This window comes from Streptomyces sp. NPDC005281, from assembly GCF_040607495.1.
Taxonomy (GTDB): Bacteria; Actinomycetota; Actinomycetes; order Streptomycetales; family Streptomycetaceae; genus Streptomyces.
In genome coordinates this window covers 34,525-55,264 of record NZ_JBEXGX010000011.1, presented here as the reverse complement: position 1 = coordinate 55,264, position 20,740 = coordinate 34,525, and the positions used below count along the sequence as shown (strand labels likewise).

Below are 20,740 nucleotides of genomic sequence, written 5' to 3'. Positions count from 1 at the left end.
CCGAAGAGGCCGCGCACGCCGGAAAATGGGAGGCGGGAGACGGACCGCCGCGCCCACACTGTGGGCATCGCACGCCGTGCCCTCGCCCGCGTGCCCCTCGCACCTCTTCCCAGCACCTCTCCCACGTCCGAGGAGCTCGCCTGTGCAGGCAGCCGTCACCGTCACTCCCTCCCGTGTCCCGGAGCTGCTGCTCGGTCTCGCCACCGTGCGGCCGGTCTTCCTCTGGGGCGCCCCCGGCATCGGAAAGTCCTCCCTGGTGCGGGAGTTCGCCGAATCGCTCGGGCTGGAGTGCGTGAGCCTGCTGGGCACGCAGCTGGCGCCCGAGGACCTGATCGGCGTGCCGCAGATCCGCGACGGGCGTTCCGTCTTCTGCCCGCCCGAGGCCATAGCCCGCGACGAGCCGTACTGCCTGTTCCTGGACGAGCTGAACGCGGCCACCCCCGATGTGCAGAAGGCCTTCTACTCGCTGATCCTGGACCGCCGCATCGGTGACTACGAGCTGCCCAAGGGCTCCATCGTGATCGGCGCGGGCAACCGCTCGACGGACAACGCGCTGGCCCGCCCGATCGCCTCGGCGCTGGTCAACCGCCTCACCCACATTCATCTGGAGGCCTCTCCGAAGGACTGGCTCGTCTGGGCCGCCGCGAACGACATCCACCCGTGGGTGCTCGACCACCTCACCGACCGCCCCGACCACCTGTGGTCCAAGCCGCCGAAGACCGAGGAGCCCTTCTCCACGCCGCGCTCCTGGCACATGCTCTCCGACGCGCTGGGCTCCTTCGGCGACGCCGTCGACGAACAGACCCTGAAGGTGATCGCCCACGGCACGCTGACGCCCGCCCACGCGGTCGCGTTCTGCGGGTACGTCAAGATCGTGCGCAGCCGCTTCGGTATCGACGCCATCCTCAAGGGTGACGCGCGCTGGCCCTCCCGTACGGAGGACCGCGATCTCCTCTACTACCTCGCGGAGTCCTTCCGCGGCCGGCTCGTCAAGGAACTCCCGGCCAACCGGGACCACATCCCGGCGACCGTCCGGCAGACCGCGTACCGGGCCAAGTCGCTGCTCGTCCAGCTCGCCGAGATATCCGTCGAGGTCGCCCAGAGCGTCATCGCCTCGGACGCAGACGGCAATCCCGTCCTGCCCGCGTGGTTCCTGGTGGAGGCGGCCAGGGACATGCCGCGCCTGGTGGAGGCGCGCCGGTGAGCGCTTCCCGCAGGGCCCGCGCCAAGGCCAGGCCCGATCCCGCCGCCGAGGCGTTCGCCGAGGGGATGCGGCTGGCCCGGGCCAACCCGGCGCTGGACGCCGTCGGCTTCCATGTCTGCCGCGAGGACACGTGCGCCAGAGCTCCCCGTGGCGGGCTGGTGACCGTCGACTCCAACGGGACCCTGCACGTCGACCCGGCCCGTCGCGCCGAACCCGCCGCCTGGGCCTGGGCCGTGGCCCACGCCGTCATCCATCTGGGTTTCGGCCATCTTCCGGCCGCCGCCGGGACACGCGAGCAGCCCGACCGTTTCGACCTCGCCGCCCGCTGCATGGTGGTGAACCGCTTCCTGCTCGGCTTCTCGCCGGGCCTGGCCCCCGAGGACCTCCCGGCCTCCTACCCCGAAGGCGACGAGGAAAGGCTGGCCGCCCTCTGGCGCCGCGACGGCATCCCGCTCCGGTACGAGAACTGCGGCACGGCCGGCGCCGACCCGGACCAGGTGCTCGTGCCCTGGGACGCCTGGCTCGGGAGCACCCCGACCGACTGGCAGGTGGCCTTCGCGCACGCGCTGACCCGCACCATGTCCGCCGCGATGGACGTGGCGGGCGGCAGACGCGCCTCCATGAGCGAAGGTCCCGTCCCGCTCCGGCCCTGGGAGCGGGCGCTGAGCTGGTTCGTCTCCTCCTACCCGCTGCTCGGCGGCCTCGCGGCGGGCATCACCCTCGTCGCCGACGCCGAACTCGCCCGCGCCCACGGCATCTCCGTCGCCGCCGTGGACACCGGGGCGGCCGAGATCTACATCAACCCGCTGCGCCGGTTCAGCGACGAGGAATGGCGGTTCGTCCTCGCCCACGAGATGCTGCACGCCGCCCTGCGCCACGGTGACCGATGCGGCGCCCGTGACCCGTACCTCTTCAACATCGCCGCCGACTATGTGATCAACGGCTGGCTGTGCGAGATGCAGGTCGGCATGATGCCCGACGGGCTCCTGTACGACCCGGAGCTGAAGGACCTGTCCACCGAGGAGGTGTACGACCGGATCGCCGGCGATCTGCGCCGGATGCGCCGCCTCGCCACGCTGCGTGGCAAGGGAGCGGGCGACATCCTGGGCGGACCGCTCGGCTCCGCGCGCGACTACGTCGACCTCGACGAGTTCTACCGCCGGGGTCTGGCGCGGGGCCTCGATCTGCACGAACAGCAGGAGCGCGGCTTCCTCCCCGGCGGCCTGGTCGAGGAGATCCGCGCGCTCAGCCACCCGCCGCTGCCCTGGGACGCCCGGCTCGCCCGCTGGTTCGACGAGTTCGTGCCCCGGCCCGAACCGCTGCGGTCGTACGCCCGTCCCTCCCGACGGCAGGCGGCCACCCCGGACATCCCGCGCGCGGGCCGCTGGTTCCCGCCCGAGGAGATCGCCCGCTGCACCTTCGGTGTCGTGCTCGACACCTCCGCCTCCATGGACCGCACCCTGCTCGGCAAGGCACTGGGCGCCATCGCCTCGTACGCCGGGGCCCGCGACGTACCGGCCGCCCGGGTCGTGTTCTGCGACGCCGCCCCGCACGACGCGGGCTATCTGCCCGTCACGGAGATCGCCGGACGCGTGCGGGTGCACGGGCGCGGCGGCACGGTGCTGCAACCGGGCATCGATCTGCTGCACCGCGCCGACGACTTCCCGCCGGGAGCGCCCGTCCTGGTGATCACGGACGGATACTGCGACGTGCTGCGGGTGCGGCGCGAGCACGCCTATCTGGTGCCGCACGGCGCGCGGCTGCCGTTCACCGCGCGCGGGCCGGTCTTCCGGGTGACCTGAGCGTCCCGAGCGGCGCGCCCGCGGCCGCTCGTACGGCACTTGCCGGCGAAGTCCCGGACACGCACCGGCAGGTCGCCGCCCGAACCGCGGGGTGCTCCGGGCCCATGTGTGATCGGATGGGAGACACGGACCCCGGCAACGGGACCACACCCGAAAGGAATCATCGTGGCAACCACGCGCACCGCACACACCGTGTGGGAAGGCAACCTGATCGAGGGCAACGGCGTCGTCACCTTCGACTCCTCCGGCATCGGCCGGCAGCCGGTGACGTGGGCGTCGCGGGCCGAGGAGGCGAACGGGAAGACCAGTCCCGAGGAACTGATCGCGGCCGCCCACTCCAGCTGCTTCTCCATGGCGCTGTCGCACGCCCTCGCGGGTGCCGGGACGCCGCCCGCCAAGCTCCTCACCAACGCCGACGTCACCTTCCAGCCCGGCGAGGGCATCACCGGCATCCACCTCACGGTCGAGGGCACGGTGCCGGGTATCGACAACGACGCCTTCGTCGCCGCCGCCGAGGACGCCAAGAAGAACTGCCCGGTCAGCCAGGCCCTGACCGGCACGACGATCACGCTGTCGGCGAAGCTCGCCTGACGTCCGTACGCCGATGCCGCGTCCCGTCCGTGGGGCGCGGCATCGGCGTGTCCGCCCCAGTCAGGCCGTCCGCGCCATTGACAAGCGAGAACACACGATTTGTGCTTGGGGGCGGGCAGAGCCGTGGCAGAAGGGGACGGACATGGCACGTGCGGTCGGGATCGATCTCGGTACGACGAACTCGGTGGTGGCCGTCCTGGAGGGCGGTGAGGCGACGGTCGTCGCCAATGCGGAGGGAGCACGCACCACGCCCTCGGTGGTCGCCTTCGCCAAGAACGGCGAGGTGCTGGTCGGCGAGGTCGCCAAACGGCAGGCCGTGACGAACGTGGAGCGCACCGCGCGGTCCGTGAAGCGGTACATGGGCGATGTGAACTGGCGGTTTCCCGGGAAGGGCAGCATCGACGGCACCCGCTACCGGGCCCAGGAACTGTCCGCGCGGGTGCTTCAGAAGCTGAAACGGGATGCCGAGGCCTATCTCGGCCAGGACGTCACGGATGCCGTGATCACCGTGCCCGCCTACTTCGACGACGCGCAGCGCCAGGCCACCAAGGAGGCGGGCGAGATCGCCGGCCTGAAGGTCCTACGGATCATCAACGAGCCGACCGCCGCGGCCCTCGCCTACGGGCTCGACCGCGGGGAGGAGCAGACCGTCCTCGTCTTCGACCTGGGCGGAGGCACCTTCGACGTCTCGCTCCTGGAGATCGGCGACGGGGTCATCGAGGTCAAGGCGACCAACGGCGACACCCGGCTCGGCGGTGACGACTGGGACCAGCGGATCGTCGAGCACCTCGCCCAGCGCTTCAAGGCCGCCCACGGCATCGACCTCGGACACGACAAGATGGCACTGCAACGGCTGCGCGAGGGCGCCGAGAAGGCCAAGATCGAGCTGTCCTCGTCCACCGAGACCAACGTCAACCTGCCCTACATCACCGCCACCGCCCAGGGCCCGATCCACCTAGACGAAAAACTGACGCGCGCTCAATTCCAGGAACTCACCGCCGACTTGCTCGACCGCTGCAAGACCCCCTTCCATCAGGCCGTCAAGGACGCCGGTGTGAAACTGTCGGCCGTCGACCACGTCGTCCTGGTCGGCGGATCCACCCGGATGCCCGCCGTGACCGACCTGGTGAAGGAACTCACCGGCAAGGACCCGCACAAGGGCGTCAACCCCGACGAGGTCGTGGCCCTCGGCGCAGGACTCCAGGCCGGTGTGATCCGCGGGGACGTGAAGGACGTCCTGCTCCTCGACGTGACCCCGCTGTCCCTCGGCATCGAGACCAAGGGTGGCATCATGACCAAGTTGATCGACCGCAACACCACGATTCCCACGCGCCGTTCGGAGATCTTCACCACGGCCGCCGACAACCAGCCCTCGGTCGGCATCCAGGTCTACCAGGGCGAGCGCGAGATCGCCGCCTACAACAAGAAGCTCGGGGTCTTCGACCTCACCGGACTGCCGCCCGCGCCGCGCGGAGTCCCGCAGATCGAGGTCGCCTTCGACATCGACGCCAACGGGATCACCCATGTCTCGGCGAAGGACCTGGCCACGGGGCGCGAGCAGAAGATGACCGTGACCGGCGGTTCCGCGCTGCCGAAGAACGACATCGACCGCATGGTGCGCGAGGCCGAGCAGTACGCGGAGGAGGACCGGCACAACCGGGAGGCGGCCGAGACCCGTAACCATGGTGAGCAACTCGTCTACCAGACGGAGAAGTTCGTCCGCGACAACGACGAGCGCGTCCCCGCCGACACGAAAGCCGCGGTCGCCTCGGCGGCCGACGAACTGAAAGCGCTCCTGGAGGACTCCTCCACCGACACCGCCGCCCTGCGCGGCGCCATCGAGAGACTGGCCACCGTCAGCCAGCAGATGGGCCAGGCCATGTACGCCAGTGCCCAGCAGCAGCCGGACCCGCAGGACCGGCCGCCCACGGACTTTGCCACCGGGCAGGCCGCGGGCGAGGACGACGCCGTGGTGGACGCGGAGATCGTGGACGAGGAACGCGAAGGGAACGAAGGGGGCGGCGGCCGGGGGGCCGCTCAGTAACGCTCGCGGAACTCGCGGAGGATCTCCTTGGTGCGCTCGGCGGAGGCGGCGTGGGCCGACATGCGGTCCAGCACCTCCAGATGCAGCGCCACCTCCTCACGCGCGTCGAGATAGAGAGCACCGGTCACGTACTCGCTGTAGACGATGTCCGGCAGCTCTCGCTCGGCGAAGCGGAACAGCGCGAAGGACGTGTACGTCCCCGGGTGCGGGCCGGCCGCGAACTCGGCCACCTGGAGCGTGACGTGATCGAGATCGACCCATTCGAGGAGCCGGTCCATCTGGTCGCGCATCACCTCACCGCGCACGCTCACCGGACGCAGCAAGGCCGTCTCGTCCATGATCACCCAGAGGTGAGGAGGGTTCTCGCGGGTGAGCAGCGCCTGCCGTTTCATGCGCAGCGCCACATGCCGGTCGAGGGCGTCGGGGCCTGTCTGCCCCACCGTCCCGGCCTCCAGCACGGCCCGCGCGTACTCCTCGGTCTGCAACAGCCCCGGGACGAAATGCGGTTCGTACGAGCGGATCAGCCGGGCCGCGCCCTCCAGGCTGACGTGCATGCTGAACCAGTCCGGCAGCACATCGTGGAACCGCTGCCACCAGCCCGGCTCGTTGGCCTCCTCGGCCAGCGCCACGAACGTCTCGGCCTCGTCGTCGGCGACACCGTACGTCGTCAACAGGATCTGTACGTAAGGAATCTTGAGGGAGACCTCGGCCATCTCCATCCGCCGCACGGTCGCCGGCGCGACCCGCAGGACACGCGCCGCCTCCTCCCGCTTCAGGCCCGCGGCCTCCCGCAACTCCTGGAGCCGTCGCCCCAGGACCACCTGGCCCACCGTGGGTGCCGGCCGCCGCTCACTCACGCCACGCCTCCCCACGCGCCGAAGTATGCGTGCAGTGTGCCATGCCCGCGCCGAACCATCATCGATCGGCCCCAACACATAGTCATGCAGAGCGATGTGACGAACCGTAGGGAGTGAGACATCGACATCGTGCCCCCCGTCCCCGGCCGCCCGGGTGCGGAAGGGCGACGGGCGTCATGCATGCAGTGAATGAAGGTACTTGCCCGTAGCGGGATCCGCCGGAAGGAACGTCTCGATGGCCAGCTCGGCCACCGTCACGTCCATCGGGGTGTTGAACGTCGAGATGGAAGAGAAGAACGACAGCACTCGGCCCTCGTGCTCGATCCGCAGCGGGAGTGCGAAGTGGGCCGAGGGAACGAGCGGTTCGTCGTCCGGCGCCACGTCCCGGTCCGGGACCGGAAACGCCGCCACCTCCTCGTACAGCGCGCGCAGCGGCTCCGAACGGCGCAGAGCGATCTGCCGGTCCATCTGGGCCAGCAGATGGTCCCGCCACGCGCGCAGATTGCGGATGCGCGGCGCCAGACCCTCCGGATGCAGGGTCAGCCGCATCGCGTTGAGCGGCGGCACGAGGAGCCGGTCCGGGACACCCTCCAGCAGCATGGCGATACCGCGGTTCGCCGCGAGGACGTCGTATCTCGCGTCCACCACCAGCGCCGGATACGGCTCGTAGCCCTGGAGCAGCCGCTCCATGCCCTCGCGCAGCGCCTCCATCGACGGGTCGTCGAACGGGGTCTCCGCGTAGCGAGGGGCGTAACCCGCCGCGAGCAGCAGCGCGTTGCGTTCCCGCACCGGCACGTCGAGGTGCTCCGACAGCCGCAGCACCATCTCCTCGCTGGGGCGGGAGCGGCCCGTCTCGATGAAACTGATGTGCCGGGCCGAGGAGTCCGCCCGAAGCGCCAGCTCCAGCTGACTCACCCGCCGCTGCTCCCGCCAGCCGCGCAGCAGCGGTCCGACACCGGCGCCGGCGACGGTACTTGGGACGGCGGCGGGACCCGACGGGACGATGCTCATGTGAGGACCGTAGCCGAGGAGCGGCACGTTAACGGTTCCCGGAACCCTTCCTCGGAGGTGGCGGTGGAGCCCCGGATCGGCGCGACACCCGGATGACGCTCTTCACGGTGGAGGACGTGCCGTCGGCAGGCGCACACGCGCGCGATCGGCCCAAAGGAATCGGAGGCGGCCGGTCACGGAAGCCGAGCCGGTCACGGAGGCGGAGTCCCTCGGCGCCGGGCGGATCGCCGGAGGTGGCCGAGTCCGTCGGTGGCCGGGCGGATAGCCGGAGGAGGCCTGGTCATCGGCGGGCCTGGTCGTCATCGAGTGGATCGCCCGGGCAGTCACCCCGGTCGGGTACCCCGTCCGGCCGCCGCAGGTGAGCCGCCGGGCCCGCGTGCCCTGCCGAGGGGTGCCGGCTGTGGCACGCTGGGCGATGGACCCGCTCCGGTCGCCCATCGTCGCCGGTCCGCCCCATGCCGCACCTCGGACCCGCCGCCCCGCACGCCTCACCCGCCGTACGAAGGGATCACGTCCATGGCCGTCGAAGCGCTGGAGACCAAGGAGATCGAGGAACGGCTGGCGGAGCTGCCCGGCTGGTCCCTGGACGGCAACCGGCTCGCCCGTACCTACCGGCTCGGCACCCACTTCGCGGCGACCGCGATGGTCGTGCACATCGCCCAGGTGCAGGAGGAGCTCGGCCACCACTCCGACCTCACCCTCGGCTACAACACGATCGTCCTCACCGTGAACACCCACAGCATCGGGGGTGCCGTCACAGCGCTCGACTTCGATCTCGCCCGCAGGGTGGAGGAACTCGCGCCGGGGCACGGGGCGAGCTGATCCGCGTGCTGGACTACGACAAGGAAGCGGACGGCTACGACGCGACGCGGGGCGGCGAGCCACGGGCCGCCGCCGCTGCCGCCGGCGTGCTCGCGCTGGTCCCCGACGACGCCCGCCGGCTGCTCGACCTCGCCTGCGGCACCGGCATCGTGACGAGCAGGCTCGCCGCCGGGCGACCGGGGCTGAGCGTGACGGGAGCCGACCCGGCCCACGGCATGACACGCCGGGCGGTGGAGCGCCTCCCCGGTGCCGTCGTCCGCGCCGACGGCCGTCGGCTTCCCTTCCCGGGAGGCTCGTTCGACGCCGTGTGCGCCGTCTGGCTGCTGCACCTGCTGGACGACGCGCGCCCCGTCGTCGCCGAGGCCGCGCGTGTCCTGCGCCCCGGCGGTGTGTTCGTCACCACCGTCGACAAGGCCGCGGCCCACCAAGTCGGCAGCGACATCGACGCGTTGACCGCGCACTGCCGAGCCGAAAACGCCGAGGACGCGACCGAACGCGTCACGGCGTACGCCGCCGAGCACGGTCTGGTCCCGAGCGGCACGGCCCTCTTCCGCGGCCACGGCCAGGGCCGGACCCCGCGTGGCGTGGCCCAGTACATCCGCAGCGGCAGGCTCTACGCGGCCGGCGGCCTCCGACTGGCCGAGCGCGTCGAGACCCTGCCAGGCCCTGATGTCCCGCGCCGCGAACCGGACTTCACCCTGCGGGCGTTCCGCAGGATCTGAAAGCGCTCCCCGGCCCGCCGGTCAGGGAACATCCCCGTCTGGGTGACACTCGGCCAAAATGCGGCCCCCGCCGATCCGTCGTCGCTAGCGTCCGGACCCCGACATCGCGCCACCCTGGGGGATCCGTGCGCCGCTCCACCACCGCCCTGCTCGCCGCGGCCGGGCTCGCGCTCGCCGGCTGCTTCGGCTCCGGCGGCGAGGGCGGGCCCGGCGTGCAGGTCTCCGGGGCGAAGCCTTCCGCGGCGTCCGCGGTGCGGGTCCACCAGGATTGCGTGGACGCCTGGCTCGGGGCCATGTCGGCGGACGACTACGACCCCGGCGACGGCTTCAACACCCGGCCCGGTGAGTGCGAGGGGCTGCCGGATCAGCTGAAGATGTTCACGGAGGCCGAACTGGAGCGGGCCACGCGGATTCGGAAGTCTCCGGATGCCTGCGCCTCGGATCCCTCCTGCACGGCATGGCCGCTGTCGTCACCCTGACACGGCGTCACCGTCAGCTGTACGTCCAGCGCCACCCGCCGGACCGGTACGCGCACGTGATCCTGGTGCCGCCCGCGGTGGTCGTGCTGGCGCCGTGGTCGCTGTTGCGGCAGTACTGGCCCGCCGAATAGCAGTTGCCCGCGTTGGAGGTGATCGAGCAGGTGCCGACGCTGGTTCCCCCGCTGCTCCCTCCGCTGCCACCGGAGCCGCTGTTCGAGGCGGCTCTCGCGGTGACGGTGACCTTCACCTTGACCGTCTTCGTCGCGGTCACCGTCACCGTCGGCGCCGGTTCCGGCTCCGCGGTCACCGTCTCGGTCGCCGTCGCGGTGACCGTGACGGTGGGCCGCACCTTGGCGGCCGCGACCTTGGTGGTGTCGTTCTTCTGGCCGCCGTCGTCGCTGCCGCAGGCGCTCACGCCGAGAAGGGCCGCGAAGGCGATCGCCGGCAGCACATAGCGCTTCAGCGACCGACGGGCTCTCGTCCGCTCCGGCCTGGAACGAGGAGCTACGGGCGACTCCTCATGGGCGTGCGGCGGCGTGCTGTTCGACATGGTCCCCCCAAGGATGGTTCGTGGTGGGGTGACGATATCGAGAGATGTGAAGAAGATGTGAGTGAATGATGAAGGAGGATGCGCAGGTGTGATCATCGCGGAGTCGCGTCCGCTCAGGGGCACATGCCCGAACCGGGTGCGCGTCCGGCGGGCATGTGCCCCTGCGGGGGTGGAACAGCGGATCAGCTCACCGCGCAGGTCTGACCCCCCAGCTTGAAGGCCGTCGGCTTCGTGTTCGCCCCCGTCCAGCTCCCCGTGAAGCCGAAGCCGACCGTCGAGCCCGCCGCCACGTTCGCGTTCCAGCCGACGTTCCTGGCGCTCACCGCCGCACCCGGCTGCGTGTAGTCGGCGTTCCACAGCTGAGTGATCTTCTGGCCGTCGGCGAAGGACCAGCCCAGTGTCCAGCCGGTCCAGGCGGTGGAGCCGGTGTTGGCGAGGGACACGTCGGCCTGGAAGCCGCCCTGCCACTGGTTCGTGATCTTGTACGTCACCGTGCAGGCCCCGGTCGGCGGGGTCGTCGGGTCCGTACCGCCGCCGCCGTCACCGCCCCCGGTGTCCGACGTGTCGCCGTAGACGATGCCGCGCCCGTTCGTCGCGACGTACACCCGCCCGTAGATCCGCGGGTCCCCGGTGATGGCCGCGCCGGTCCAACCCCACTGGTGGGCATCGTCGTTGATGCGTGTCCAGCTCACGCCCTTGTCCGTCGAGCGGAAGATCCCCCGTACGCCGCCGATCTTCGCGCTGGTGTACAGCGTCTGGTAGGACGCGCCGGCCGTCGCCTTGCCGAAGCCGATCGTGTCCGCCTGGTCGACGCCGGACAGCTTGGTGAAGGTCGCGCCGCCGTCGGTCGAGTGCCACAGCCCGTACGCGCCGTCGCTCGCCCCGCCCGCCAGCCACACATCGCCCTTGGTGCCGGGCAGCGCCTTGAAGCGCACGGTGTCCCCTGCCGGTAGGTTGCCGGCCGCGGAAGCCGTGAAGGTCGCTCCGCCGTCCGAACTGACGTAGAACTTGCCCGACTTGAAGCCGTAGAAGGTCTTCGGGTCGACCCGGTCCGACTCCACGACCGCGCCGGCGGGTATCCCGCTCGACGCGGACCACGACGTACCGAACCCGGTGGTGTACTGCACCCCGGTGCCCGCCGGGCTCCACACGAAGCGGCTGCCGTCCGAGGCCGCCGCGACCGTCCCGCCGCCGGTGACCCCCGAAGGGTCGCTGCCCGCGAACCAGTTGGCGCCGTTGTCCGTCGAGAAGCCGATGTGCGGACCGGAGTCGAGGTCGCCGACGCGGACCACCGTGTTCGAGTTGGTCTCCGCGTAGTCGAGGCTGGTCGTGGTGGTGAGGTTCGGTGAAGTGAACATCATCGACGGGACCTTGGTGAGATCGGTGTGCCGGAAGCCGCCGATGTCACCGAGCGCGCTGAGCAGCGGAGCGCCCGACGGGGGAGAGGCGAGGTCGTTGACGGCCGTCTCCTCCAGGCCCTGGACCATCGGCTTGACGGTGAACTGGCTGCCGCTGTCCCAGTTGGTGAGGTTCTCGGTGCCGTAGACCGTCGCGCCCGTCCCGTACATCATCCGGGCTGAGTCGAACGGGTCGATCTCAAGACCTTCGGTCATCCAGCCTAGTTTGGGGGTCTGTTCGGGCGGCGAGGGATTCGCGCCGAAGGTCAGCCAGGGCACGGACGAGACATCCATCGTGTAGCGGTTCGAGCGGTTCGGGTACGACGTGTAGTCCCAGGCCTTCGTCCAGGTGCCGCCGCTGTCCGTGGACCGGAAGATCTGGGTGTCCGGCCACCAGGAGCTGTACCCCGTCGCCATCACGGTCCCGGGGTGCTGCCGGTCGACGGTCAGCCCGCTGAAGCCGTAGTAGGTGTCGGCCTCCGCCACCGGGCTGATGTTCGTCCACGTCCCGGTCCGGGTCGCGTACCGCCACAACTGGCCCTTGCCGCCGTCGTACGGGCCGCCCTTGTCGCTGTAGGCGAGATAGAGGTAGCCGTTCACCGCGTCCAGGACGCCCTTGTGGGCGAGGTAGCCCGTCGGCTGCCCCGGCAGCCGCGACCAGGTCGTTCCGCCGTCCGTCGAGCGGTAGACCGCGTTGTCCTTGTCGGCGACCCCCACATAGACCGTCTGCGTGGCGCTCCCCCGGGTGCCGGTCGACTCGTCGAAGGTGACCCAGACGATCCCCTGGTTGTCGGAGGCGTAGCCGCTCGTGTCGGTCGAGTCCTGGGCGTAGTTGCCGACGTTGGGGAAGGCCGTGACCTGCGACCAGCTCGCGCCGGCGTCCGTGGACCGCCACAGGCCCTTGCCGCTGGGCGCGCCGAGATACAGCACGCTGTTCTTGTTGGGGTCGACGGCCAGCCGCTCACCCATGCCGCGTCCCGGCATGTTGCCGCCCAGCTTGAACGGCAGGTCCGCCTTCTGCCAGCTCGCGCCCCGGTCGGAGGAGCGAAGGACGGCCCCGTTCGTCGGGTCCCAGCTGTTGGTGTACGTGCCGACCGCCGCGTACACCTTGTCCGGGTCGACGGAGTCGGAGGCCAGGCTGACGACGCCGGAGTGCCCCCACTCGTTCCAGCCGACCGAGTCGAGCAGAGGTGTCCAGCTCTTCGACGCCTGGACCCAGCGATAGGCGCCGCCGATGTCGGTGCGGGCGTAGGCGAGGTTCTTCTCGGTGCGGTTGAAGACGATGCCGGGGACGAAGCCGCCGCCGTCGACGCGGGCGTTCTTCCAGGTGTACGTGTCGGCCGCGACCGTCGTCCTCGGGGTGCTCGCGGCCAGCGCGGGCGGGGTGCCGGCCAGTAATCCGGCGGCGAGGGCGAGCACGGCCGTGAGGATGCGGGTTCTTCGCACGGTGGGGTCCTCCGGGAGAGTTCAGGGGAAGGGGAGCGCACGTGGAATGTGCAAGGGGAGAGTGGAAAACGTGATGGCCGGGCGGTCCTCAGTGCGATGAGGAGCCGCCCGGCCGGTGGTCCTGCCGTCAGGGACAGGACCGCGTACCCGGAGCCACAGCGGGGACTATTCGAGAAGCTCCGCGTACGAGCCCATGGCGAGGGCGATGTCCGCCTGCGCCCAGAACCGGTGGTAGGTGAAGGAGGGCGCGGCGCCGCCCGCCAGATAGCTCTGGATCTTCGACCAGGCCGGGTCGTTCTTGTAGAAGGACCGCAGCGAGGAGAAGGTCGAGGAGGAGTTGACCGCGTCACCGTTCGGCATCGTGCCGCTGAAGGTGCTCGGCACGTACACGCTGTCGTTGAAGCGGTTGTAGTCGGCGCGGGTCTCCGGGACGGCTATGCCCAGACCGTCCTGGTAGTTGTTCCACATGCCGTCCAGGAGCGCCTTCGCCGTCGTCTTCGCCTGGGTGTTGCCGGACTTCGCGGCGTAGTACGACAGGGTCTTGGCGTACGCGGCGGCCACCCCGACGTCGTTGGTGTAGTCGGCGACGGTGACATGAAGTCCGGTGTTGGCACCGGGACTTGACGCGTTCCAGGTGTCGGGTGCGCCGGACCACTGGAGCGTGGAGGGGATCTGGTAGGTGCCGTCCGGGTTGATCGTGGTCTTGGACAGCGCCCACGCGACCCACTTGTCGAGGACCGCCTTGGCGCTCGCGTTCCCCGTCTGCTGGTAGTACTCGGCGACCCGCTCCATCGACCACGCCTGGAAGCCGAACCACTGGTTGGACGGCGGGTCGTGGTACACCGGCTGCTGGTCGTAGTACATGCCGTAGAACGTCGGCGTCCCGGCGGGAGGCGTCGCGTAACGGCCCGCCCAACTGTTCGTGGCGCCGCCCGCGATGGCGCCCTCGCTCGACTGGAGCCAGCGGTAGAACTCCAGTTGCCGGGTCAGCGAGGTGGCCCAGTCGGTTGCGCCCGTCGCCGACTTGGGCTTCAGGTCGGCGTTGGTGCTGAGCGCGTAGGCGGCCAGCGGGTTCTGGTAGCCGCCGTGGGTGTGGCTGGATCCGATGCGCCAGGCCCAGCCCGCCGAGGTGTCGCTCGCGCCGCCCCAGGCGTAGTACCAGGAGAGCAGATAGTGCGAGGCGTCCTTGCCGGTACCCGCCGCACAGGTCGTCGGGCCGACGCAATTGCCTATTTTCTTGAAGTACTTGTCGTACATGGCGTAGCGCAGATAGTCGCCCATCTTCGCGGCCTTGCCGACGGTCGTGGAGACATCGGCGCTCTTGCCCTGGGCCTTGGCCCACACATCGGCCCAGTACGCGGCCTGCACCGCACGCGCGTCGGCGTCCGGGGCGTCCGTGTACTTCCACTGCTTCGCGTACGAGGAGTCCCCGGTGAAGAGGTCCAAGTACCCGTTCTTCCCGCCGTACTTGAAGGCGTCACAGGTCGGCTGCGGAACCGTCTCCCACACCGACTCCTGCGCGCCGCGCTGGAAGGTGTTGATGTACGACGGACCCGTGGCGGTCGGTCCCGCCTCGCACTTGCCGGGCTCGTTGCCGTAGCCGTAGGTGTTGTCCACGTCCTGGAGCCAGTGCATCCCGTACACGTCGTCCGTGCCGTACGCGCTCTTCAGCTCGGCCGCGATCGGGTCAGGACCGACCGAGACACCGGTGTCGAGCTTCGCCGGATACTCGTTCGGGGTGTCCAGCTCCGGCGCGTAGGTGGCCGGTTTGGACGCGTTGTAGAAGGAGTTCGTCGGCTGGTCGGCGTGCGTGGGGATCATGTACGTCTCCATGGTCGTCCACGCGGCGTTGAACTTGGACCAGTCGCCGGTGACCTTCCCGTACATCGCCTGGAGCCAGATCAGATAGCTGTACGCCTCCGACGTCGTCTCGTGCCCCTGGTCCGGCGCCTCGACGATCAGCGTCTCCACCGAGTGGTAGGGAATGCCCTCGGGGGAGAAGTAGCCGTTCGCCGGGTTGGTGATCTTGCCGTAGAGATCCAGGAAGCGCGCGTCGTACGCTTTCGTCGCGGCCAGTTCCGTCACCGTGACGGTGGCCTTGGCCTGACCGGTCGCCGAGGCCGTGAAGGTCGCGGACCCGGTGCCCGAGGCGTCGGCGGTGACGGTCACCGTCTGGGCCGTGTTCCAGTTGGCCGGGGTGAACGTCAGACTCGAACCACCGGTGACGGACAGCCCGGTGTTGCCGTCCGTGCGAGCCACCGCCACCGTCACGTTCGCGCTCGGCTGGGTCGAGAGCTTGACCGTGAACGTCCCCGACTTGCTCTGCTGGACGCCGAGTTGCGTCGGTGAGGCGACGATCGCCGGCCCCGCCGCGACGGTGATACCGGCCGGCACGGACTCCGCCGACGCGCCCAGGCTGTCGTACGCCTTCGCGACGATGGAATGGCTGCCGACGGCGAGACCGGACGCCGACAGCGTGAACGGTGAGCTGGTGTCGGTGCCGAGCAGGGCCGTGTCGTCGTAGAACTCGACCTTGGAGATCGTCGCCCCGTCGGCCGCCGCCGCGGTCGCGGCCAGCGGGACCGAGTCGCCCTGGGTGTAGACGGCGCCCGCCGTCGGGCTGGTCAGCACGGTGATCGGCGGCTGATGGGCTCCGGCGCAGGTGGTGCCGTTGACGGCGTAGGACGCGGGAGCGGTGTTGGTGCCGCTGTAGGTGAACTGCGCGCCGGTGGTCACGGCGGTCCCGGCGGCGATCGTCCCGTTCCAGGCCGCGTTCTTCACGGTGACCGTCTTGCCCGACTGCGACCAGGTCCCGTTCCAGCCGTTGGTGAGGGCCTGGTTGCCCGTGTAGCCGTACGTCAGGGTCCAGCCGTTGATGGCGTCGGTGCCCCGGTTCGTGATCGTCAGGTCCGCCGTGAAGCCGGAGCCCCAGTCGTTGGTCTTGTAGTCGACGCTGCACTGAACCGTGGCCGCGTGTGCGGAAGTCGTACCGGTCGCCAGAGTCGCGAGCGGAAGGGCCAAGGCGGCCACGACGGCGGTCCAAAGACGTCGTGAACTGCTACGACGTCTCAATCGAGGGCTGGGATCCATGGTGCTGGTTCCTCCTTGCGGCTCGGAGAATGGGGGGAGGAGCAACAAGCCTTGAACCAGTGGGAGCGCTCCCATATTGGAGAGAGGGGTGTGAGCGGTCAAGGTGCTTGAAGAGTCGAAATGATTCGACAGATCGACTGTGCAACTCCTCTGGGCAACGGCGGCACTTGGCGCTAGCTTCATCCGCACCAGTGGGAGCGGTTCCATCAGTCGACGCGTCTGTCACGGCGCGCCAGATCTGCAAGGAGTCGCTTCATGCGTCACCCCCCGCGTTTGTCTCTCTTAGTGATCGGCGCCGCCGTCGCCCTGGTGGGCACGGCTGTCGCGCCGGTCGTCACGGCCTCGGGAGCAACTCCCGCTTGCACGGTGGAGTACTCGGTCACCGGCCAGTGGGACACCGGCTTCCAGGGCGCCGTGAAAATCACCAACAACATGGCCGCACTGAGCAGTTGGAGCCTCGGCTTCGACTTCCCGAGCGGTCAGAAGGTCACCCAGGGCTGGAACGCCAAGTGGTCCCAGTCCGGTACGACGGTGACCGCGGCGAACGAGAGCTGGAACGGCTCGCTCGCGAGCGGTGCGAGCGTCAGCGCCGGCTTCCTCGCGTCCTGGTCGGGAAGCAACGCGGTGCCGACGGCCTTCCGGCTCAACGGCACCACCTGCAATGTGGACACCCAGCCGACGCCCACACCCACGCCCACCCCGACCGATCCGCCGCCGGCCGGCGGTTCGGCGCCGAAGCTGCGTGTGTCGGGCAACAAGCTGGTGGACTCCGCGGGAGCCACCCGCAGGCTGCTCGGGGTCAACCGCTCCGGCGGCGAGTTCATGTGCGTCCAGGGCTACGGCTTCTTCGACGGTCCCGTCGACGACGCCTCCGTCAAGGCGATCGCCGACTGGAAGGCCAACACGGTCCGCATCCCGCTGAACGAGGAGTGCTGGCTGGGCCTTTCCAACATCAAACCGGAGTACGCCGGCGCCAACTACATCACCGCGGTCAAGGACCTGGTCGCCAAGGTCGAGGCGCACGGCATGACGCCCGTCCTCGACCTGCACTGGACGTACGGCCAGTACACGGGCAACTCGGCGGGCTGCTCCGACGTGCACGCCACCTGCCAGAAACCGATGCCCGACGCGCAGTACACCCCGTCCTTCTGGTCCTCGGTCGCGAGCACCTTCAAGGACGACCAGGCCGTCGCGTTCGACCTGTTCAACGAGCCCTACCCGGACCGCGCGACCTCCACGGCCACCCAGGCGTGGACCTGCTGGCGCGACGGCGGCACCTGCCCCGGCATCTCCTACCAGGTGGCCGGAATGCAGAGCCTGGTCGACGCGGTACGCGGCACCGGCGCCAAGAACGTGATCCTGGCCGGCGGTCTCGCGTACTCCAACGACCTGAGCCAGTGGCTGACGTACAAACCCAGTGATCCCACGGGCAATCTCGTCGCCGCGTACCACGTCTACAACTTCAACACCTGCGCGAGCGAGAGCTGCTGGACCTCGACGCTCGCCCCGGTCGCGGCCCAAGTCCCCCTCGTGGCAGGGGAGATCGGGGAGAACACCTGCTCCCACTCCTTCGTCGACACCGTCATGAAGTGGTTCGACGACCGGGGGCTCTCCTATCTCGGCTGGACCTGGAACACCTGGGACTGCTCCTCCGGTCCTTCGCTGATCTCGAACTACGACGGAACTCCGACCTCCTACGGCATCGGGCTGCGCGACCACCTGCGCGCCCTCAACGGATAAGGAACCCGCACATGAGCCGCGCAAGAACAGCGATTCTCGGCGCCCTCGCCCTGATCGCCGCGGGATCGGGCGCCGCCTCGGCGGCGGTTCCCGCTGACGTCGGCGCGAGCGCCGCCGCCTCCATCCCCTGCACCGTCGACTACAAGGTGCAGAGCCAGTGGGACACCGGCTTCACCGCCGCCGTCACCGTGACCAACAACAGTGCCGCGAAGTCCGGTTGGTCGGTGAAGTGGGCGTACGCCGGCAATCAGAAGGTCACCAGCTACTGGAACACCAAGCTCACCCAGAGCGGCACCGCCGTCACCGCGAACAACGAGTCGTACAACGGCACGCTGGCCACCGGCGGTTCGGTCAGCTTCGGCTTCAACGGCTCCTACAGCGGCACCAACGCGATCCCGACATCCTTCACCCTCGACGGCGTCACCTGCAACGTCGACGACGGAGGCGGCGGCGGGGGAGGGGGTGGTGGGGGCGGCACCGGCACCCGGGTCGACAACCCGTACGCCGGGGCCAAGGTGTACGTGAACCCGGAGTGGTCGGCGAAGGCCGCCGCCGAGACCGGGGGCAGCCGGATCTCCAACCAGCCCACCGGCGTCTGGCTCGACCGCATCGCCGCGATCAACGGCGCGTCCGGCAGCATGGGCCTGCGCGCCCACCTCGACGCGGCACTCGCCCAGAAGGGCACGGGCGAAGAGGTCGTCCAGCTCGTCGTCTACGACCTGCCGGGCCGTGACTGCGCGGCCCTCGCCTCCAACGGCGAACTCGGCCCGACGGACATCGACAAGTACAAGACGCAGTTCATCGACCCGATCGCGGCGATCCTCGCCGACAGCAAGTACGCCTCGCTGCGTATCGTCACGACCATCGAGATCGACTCGCTGCCGAACCTCGTCACCAACACCGGCAGCCGCGCCACCGCCACCGCGAACTGCGACACCATGCTCGCCAACGGCAACTACGTGAAGGGTGTCGGCTACGCGCTCGCCAAGCTCGGCGCGATCCCGAACGTCTACAACTACCTCGACGCCGGCCACCACGGATGGCTCGGCTGGGACGACAACTTCGCCCCCGCCGCCACCATCTTCAAGCAGGCCGCGACCGCCGAGGGCGCGACGGTCGACGACGTCCAGGGCTTCATCACCAACACGGCGAACTACAGCGCCCTCAAGGAGAACAACTTCACCATCAACGACACGGTGAACGGCACCTCGGTGCGCCAGTCCAAGTGGGTGGACTGGAACCGCTATGTCGACGAGCTCTCCTTCGCGCAGGCCTTCCGTACCCAGCTCGTCTCGGTCGGCTTCAACTCCGGTATCGGCATGCTGATCGACACCTCCAGGAACGGCTGGGGCGGTACCGCCCGGCCCACCGGTCCCGGCGCGACGACCAGCGTCGACACGTACGTCGACGGGGGCCGCTACGACCGCCGTATCCACATCGGCAACTGGTGCAACCAGTCGGGCGCGGGCCTCGGCGAGCGGCCGCAGGCGGCACCGGCCACCGGTATCGACGCCTATGTCTGGATGAAGCCTCCGGGCGAGTCCGACGGCTCCAGCACGGCGATCGCGAACGACGAGGGCAAGGGCTTCGACCGGATGTGCGACCCGACCTACACGGGCAACGCCCGCAACGGGAACAACCTCTCCGGCGCGCTGCCGAACGCCCCGCTCTCCGGGCACTGGTTCTCCGCCCAGTTCCAGCAGCTCATGAAGAACGCGTACCCGGCCCTGTGACCGGCTGACCGCGCGCGGTCCGCCAGGGGTGTGTTGCCCTTCCCCGACCCCCTGGCGGACCGCGAACCACCGTGGAGGGGGCCTTCGGTCCTGCGCGGGCGCATCCGGATTCCGGCTGCGCCCGCTTTTGCCGTTCGAGCAACACGACTGGCCGTTTCCGGGAGTGGCGGCGCACGCTGTCCTCATACCGAGAGAGAGGCTTGTCCCATGGCGCAGGACCACGACCACGGCAGCGGCCACGACCACGGCGGCGGCCCGGCGCCCCATCAGGGCGGGGCGCACGACCACGGCCACCACCACGACTCCACGCCGAGTCAGGGGCACGGCGGCCTCCACGACCACACCCACATGGACTTCGGCCAGATGCTGCCCATGCTGGTGCAGGAGGCGGAGCTGTTCACCCCGGCGTACGTCCAGGCAGCCGAGTGGCTGCGCGAGCAGCGGCCCGATCCGGGGCTGATCGTGGACGCGGGAAGCGGCCCCGGGGTCATCTCCGGCCTGTTCGCCGAGAAGTTCCCCGGCGCGAGGGTCGTCGCCGTGGACGGAGCCGAGCCCCTGCTGACGGAGGCCCGCGCCCGTGCCGAGCGGCTCGGATTCGCCGACCGCTTCAGCACGATCGAGGCCGAACTCTCCGACGGAGTAGGTGACTTGGAGTTTCCGGTGGACCTGTTGTGGGCGAGCAGGTCGCTTCACCATGTCGGCGACCAGCGGGCCGCGCTCACGGGCTTCGTCCGGAGCCTCGCCCCCGGCGGCACCCTCGCCCTGCTGGAGGGCGGCCTGCCCACCCGATTCCTCCCGCGTGACACCGGCATCGGCCGGCCCGGGCTCGAGGCCAGGATCGACGCGGTGCACGACGAGTGGTTCACCCGGATGCGGACCGAGCTGCCCGGAGCCGTGGCGGAGACGGAGGACTGGCCCGCGCTGCTCAGCGCCGTCGGCCTGCGCCACACGGCGACCCGCACCTTCCTGCTCGATCTGCCCGCCCCGGTCTCGGACGAGGCCCGCGCCTTCGTCGTCACCGCCCTCACCCGCAGGCGGGAGGGGCTCGCCGAAGGGCTCGACGCCGAGGACCTCGCCACGCTCGACCGGCTCCTCGACCCGGACGACAAGGCGAGCGTGCACCACCGTTCGGACGTGTTCGTCCTGACGGCCATGACGGTGTACGTGGGGGTCAGGCCGGAGTAGTCCCGGTGACGCTCCCGCCGCGGCGAGGGCGGTCGGCGGACCTTGACATCGAGGGCGCTCCAAGTGA

At 69.9% G+C, this 20,740-nt stretch carries 15 protein-coding genes; 10 read left to right on the top strand and 5 right to left on the bottom strand.

The annotated features are described in order from the left end of the window. The first annotated feature begins 142 nt into the window (after positions 1 to 142). From ABZV42_RS17150 to dnaK, 4 genes are all read left to right on the top strand, one after another. Complete coding sequence (locus ABZV42_RS17150; protein ID WP_355978604.1) at positions 143 to 1,204, top strand: MoxR family ATPase; 1,062 nt, start codon at positions 143 to 145, stop codon at positions 1,202 to 1,204. Next, positions 1,201 to 3,006 (top strand): hypothetical protein, encoded by a 1,806-nt coding sequence (locus ABZV42_RS17145; RefSeq protein WP_356052439.1) that lies wholly within the window; start codon positions 1,201 to 1,203, stop codon positions 3,004 to 3,006. Before ABZV42_RS17150 ends, ABZV42_RS17145 begins: the two co-directional genes overlap by 4 nt. 165 nt (positions 3,007 to 3,171) lie before the next feature. Beyond that, positions 3,172 to 3,597, top strand: coding sequence for an OsmC family protein (locus ABZV42_RS17140; RefSeq protein ID WP_355978598.1), 426 nt, complete (start codon positions 3,172 to 3,174; stop codon positions 3,595 to 3,597). A gap of 142 nt (positions 3,598 to 3,739) precedes the next feature. Beyond that, complete coding sequence (dnaK, locus tag ABZV42_RS17135) at positions 3,740 to 5,641, top strand: molecular chaperone DnaK (protein WP_355978595.1); 1,902 nt, start codon at positions 3,740 to 3,742, stop codon at positions 5,639 to 5,641. Here the strand turns inward: dnaK and ABZV42_RS17130 are convergent. Then, positions 5,635 to 6,498, bottom strand: a complete 864-nt coding sequence (locus ABZV42_RS17130) for a helix-turn-helix transcriptional regulator (RefSeq protein WP_356052437.1) — start codon at positions 6,496 to 6,498, stop codon at positions 5,635 to 5,637. The genes dnaK and ABZV42_RS17130 overlap by 7 nt on opposite strands. 174 nt (positions 6,499 to 6,672) lie before the next feature. After that, a complete protein-coding gene (locus tag ABZV42_RS17125; protein ID WP_356052435.1) occupies positions 6,673 to 7,509 on the bottom strand; it encodes a helix-turn-helix transcriptional regulator in 837 nt (278 codons plus the stop codon). Positions 7,510 to 8,025: 516 nt separating this feature from the next. Between ABZV42_RS17125 and ABZV42_RS17120 the strand changes: the two genes are divergently transcribed. The 3 genes from ABZV42_RS17120 to ABZV42_RS17110 all read left to right on the top strand — a co-directional run bounded on the left by ABZV42_RS17120 (position 8,026) and on the right by ABZV42_RS17110 (position 9,532). After that, a complete protein-coding gene (locus ABZV42_RS17120; protein ID WP_355978586.1) occupies positions 8,026 to 8,331 on the top strand; it encodes a 4a-hydroxytetrahydrobiopterin dehydratase in 306 nt (101 codons plus the stop codon). Positions 8,332 to 8,336: 5 nt separating this feature from the next. Next, positions 8,337 to 9,053 carry a class I SAM-dependent methyltransferase gene (locus ABZV42_RS17115; RefSeq protein WP_355978584.1) on the top strand — a complete coding sequence of 239 codons (717 nt, stop codon included), beginning with the start codon at positions 8,337 to 8,339 and terminating at the stop codon, positions 9,051 to 9,053. 125 nt (positions 9,054 to 9,178) lie between these two features. Further along, positions 9,179 to 9,532, top strand: a complete 354-nt coding sequence (locus ABZV42_RS17110; RefSeq protein WP_355978581.1) for a hypothetical protein — start codon at positions 9,179 to 9,181, stop codon at positions 9,530 to 9,532. Between the two features lie 13 nt (positions 9,533 to 9,545). Here ABZV42_RS17110 and ABZV42_RS17105 read toward each other — a convergent pair whose 3' ends face one another. The 3 genes from ABZV42_RS17105 to ABZV42_RS17095 all read right to left on the bottom strand — a co-directional run bounded on the left by ABZV42_RS17105 (position 9,546) and on the right by ABZV42_RS17095 (position 16,015). Beyond that, positions 9,546 to 10,082 carry a hypothetical protein gene (locus ABZV42_RS17105; RefSeq protein WP_356052433.1) on the bottom strand — a complete coding sequence of 179 codons (537 nt, stop codon included), beginning with the start codon at positions 10,080 to 10,082 and terminating at the stop codon, positions 9,546 to 9,548. Positions 10,083 to 10,264: 182 nt separating this feature from the next. After that, complete coding sequence (locus tag ABZV42_RS17100) at positions 10,265 to 12,925, bottom strand: cellulose binding domain-containing protein (RefSeq protein ID WP_356052431.1); 2,661 nt, start codon at positions 12,923 to 12,925, stop codon at positions 10,265 to 10,267. A 165-nt stretch (positions 12,926 to 13,090) separates the two neighbouring features. After that, positions 13,091 to 16,015, bottom strand: coding sequence for a glycoside hydrolase family 48 protein (locus tag ABZV42_RS17095; protein WP_355978575.1), 2,925 nt, complete (start codon positions 16,013 to 16,015; stop codon positions 13,091 to 13,093). A 255-nt stretch (positions 16,016 to 16,270) separates the two neighbouring features. Here ABZV42_RS17095 and ABZV42_RS17090 point away from each other — a divergent pair, with 255 nt between their 5' ends. From ABZV42_RS17090 to ABZV42_RS17080, 3 genes are all read left to right on the top strand, one after another. After that, a complete protein-coding gene (locus ABZV42_RS17090; RefSeq protein WP_356052429.1) occupies positions 16,271 to 17,755 on the top strand; it encodes a cellulase family glycosylhydrolase in 1,485 nt (494 codons plus the stop codon). 11 nt (positions 17,756 to 17,766) lie between these two features. Then, complete coding sequence (locus ABZV42_RS17085; RefSeq protein ID WP_355978571.1) at positions 17,767 to 19,488, top strand: glycoside hydrolase family 6 protein; 1,722 nt, start codon at positions 17,767 to 17,769, stop codon at positions 19,486 to 19,488. A gap of 207 nt (positions 19,489 to 19,695) precedes the next feature. Then, the gene (locus ABZV42_RS17080; RefSeq protein WP_355978569.1) at positions 19,696 to 20,673 is read left to right on the top strand and encodes a class I SAM-dependent methyltransferase; all 978 of its coding nucleotides are present in this window, start codon (positions 19,696 to 19,698) and stop codon (positions 20,671 to 20,673) included. Positions 20,674 to 20,740 lie beyond the last annotated feature (67 nt).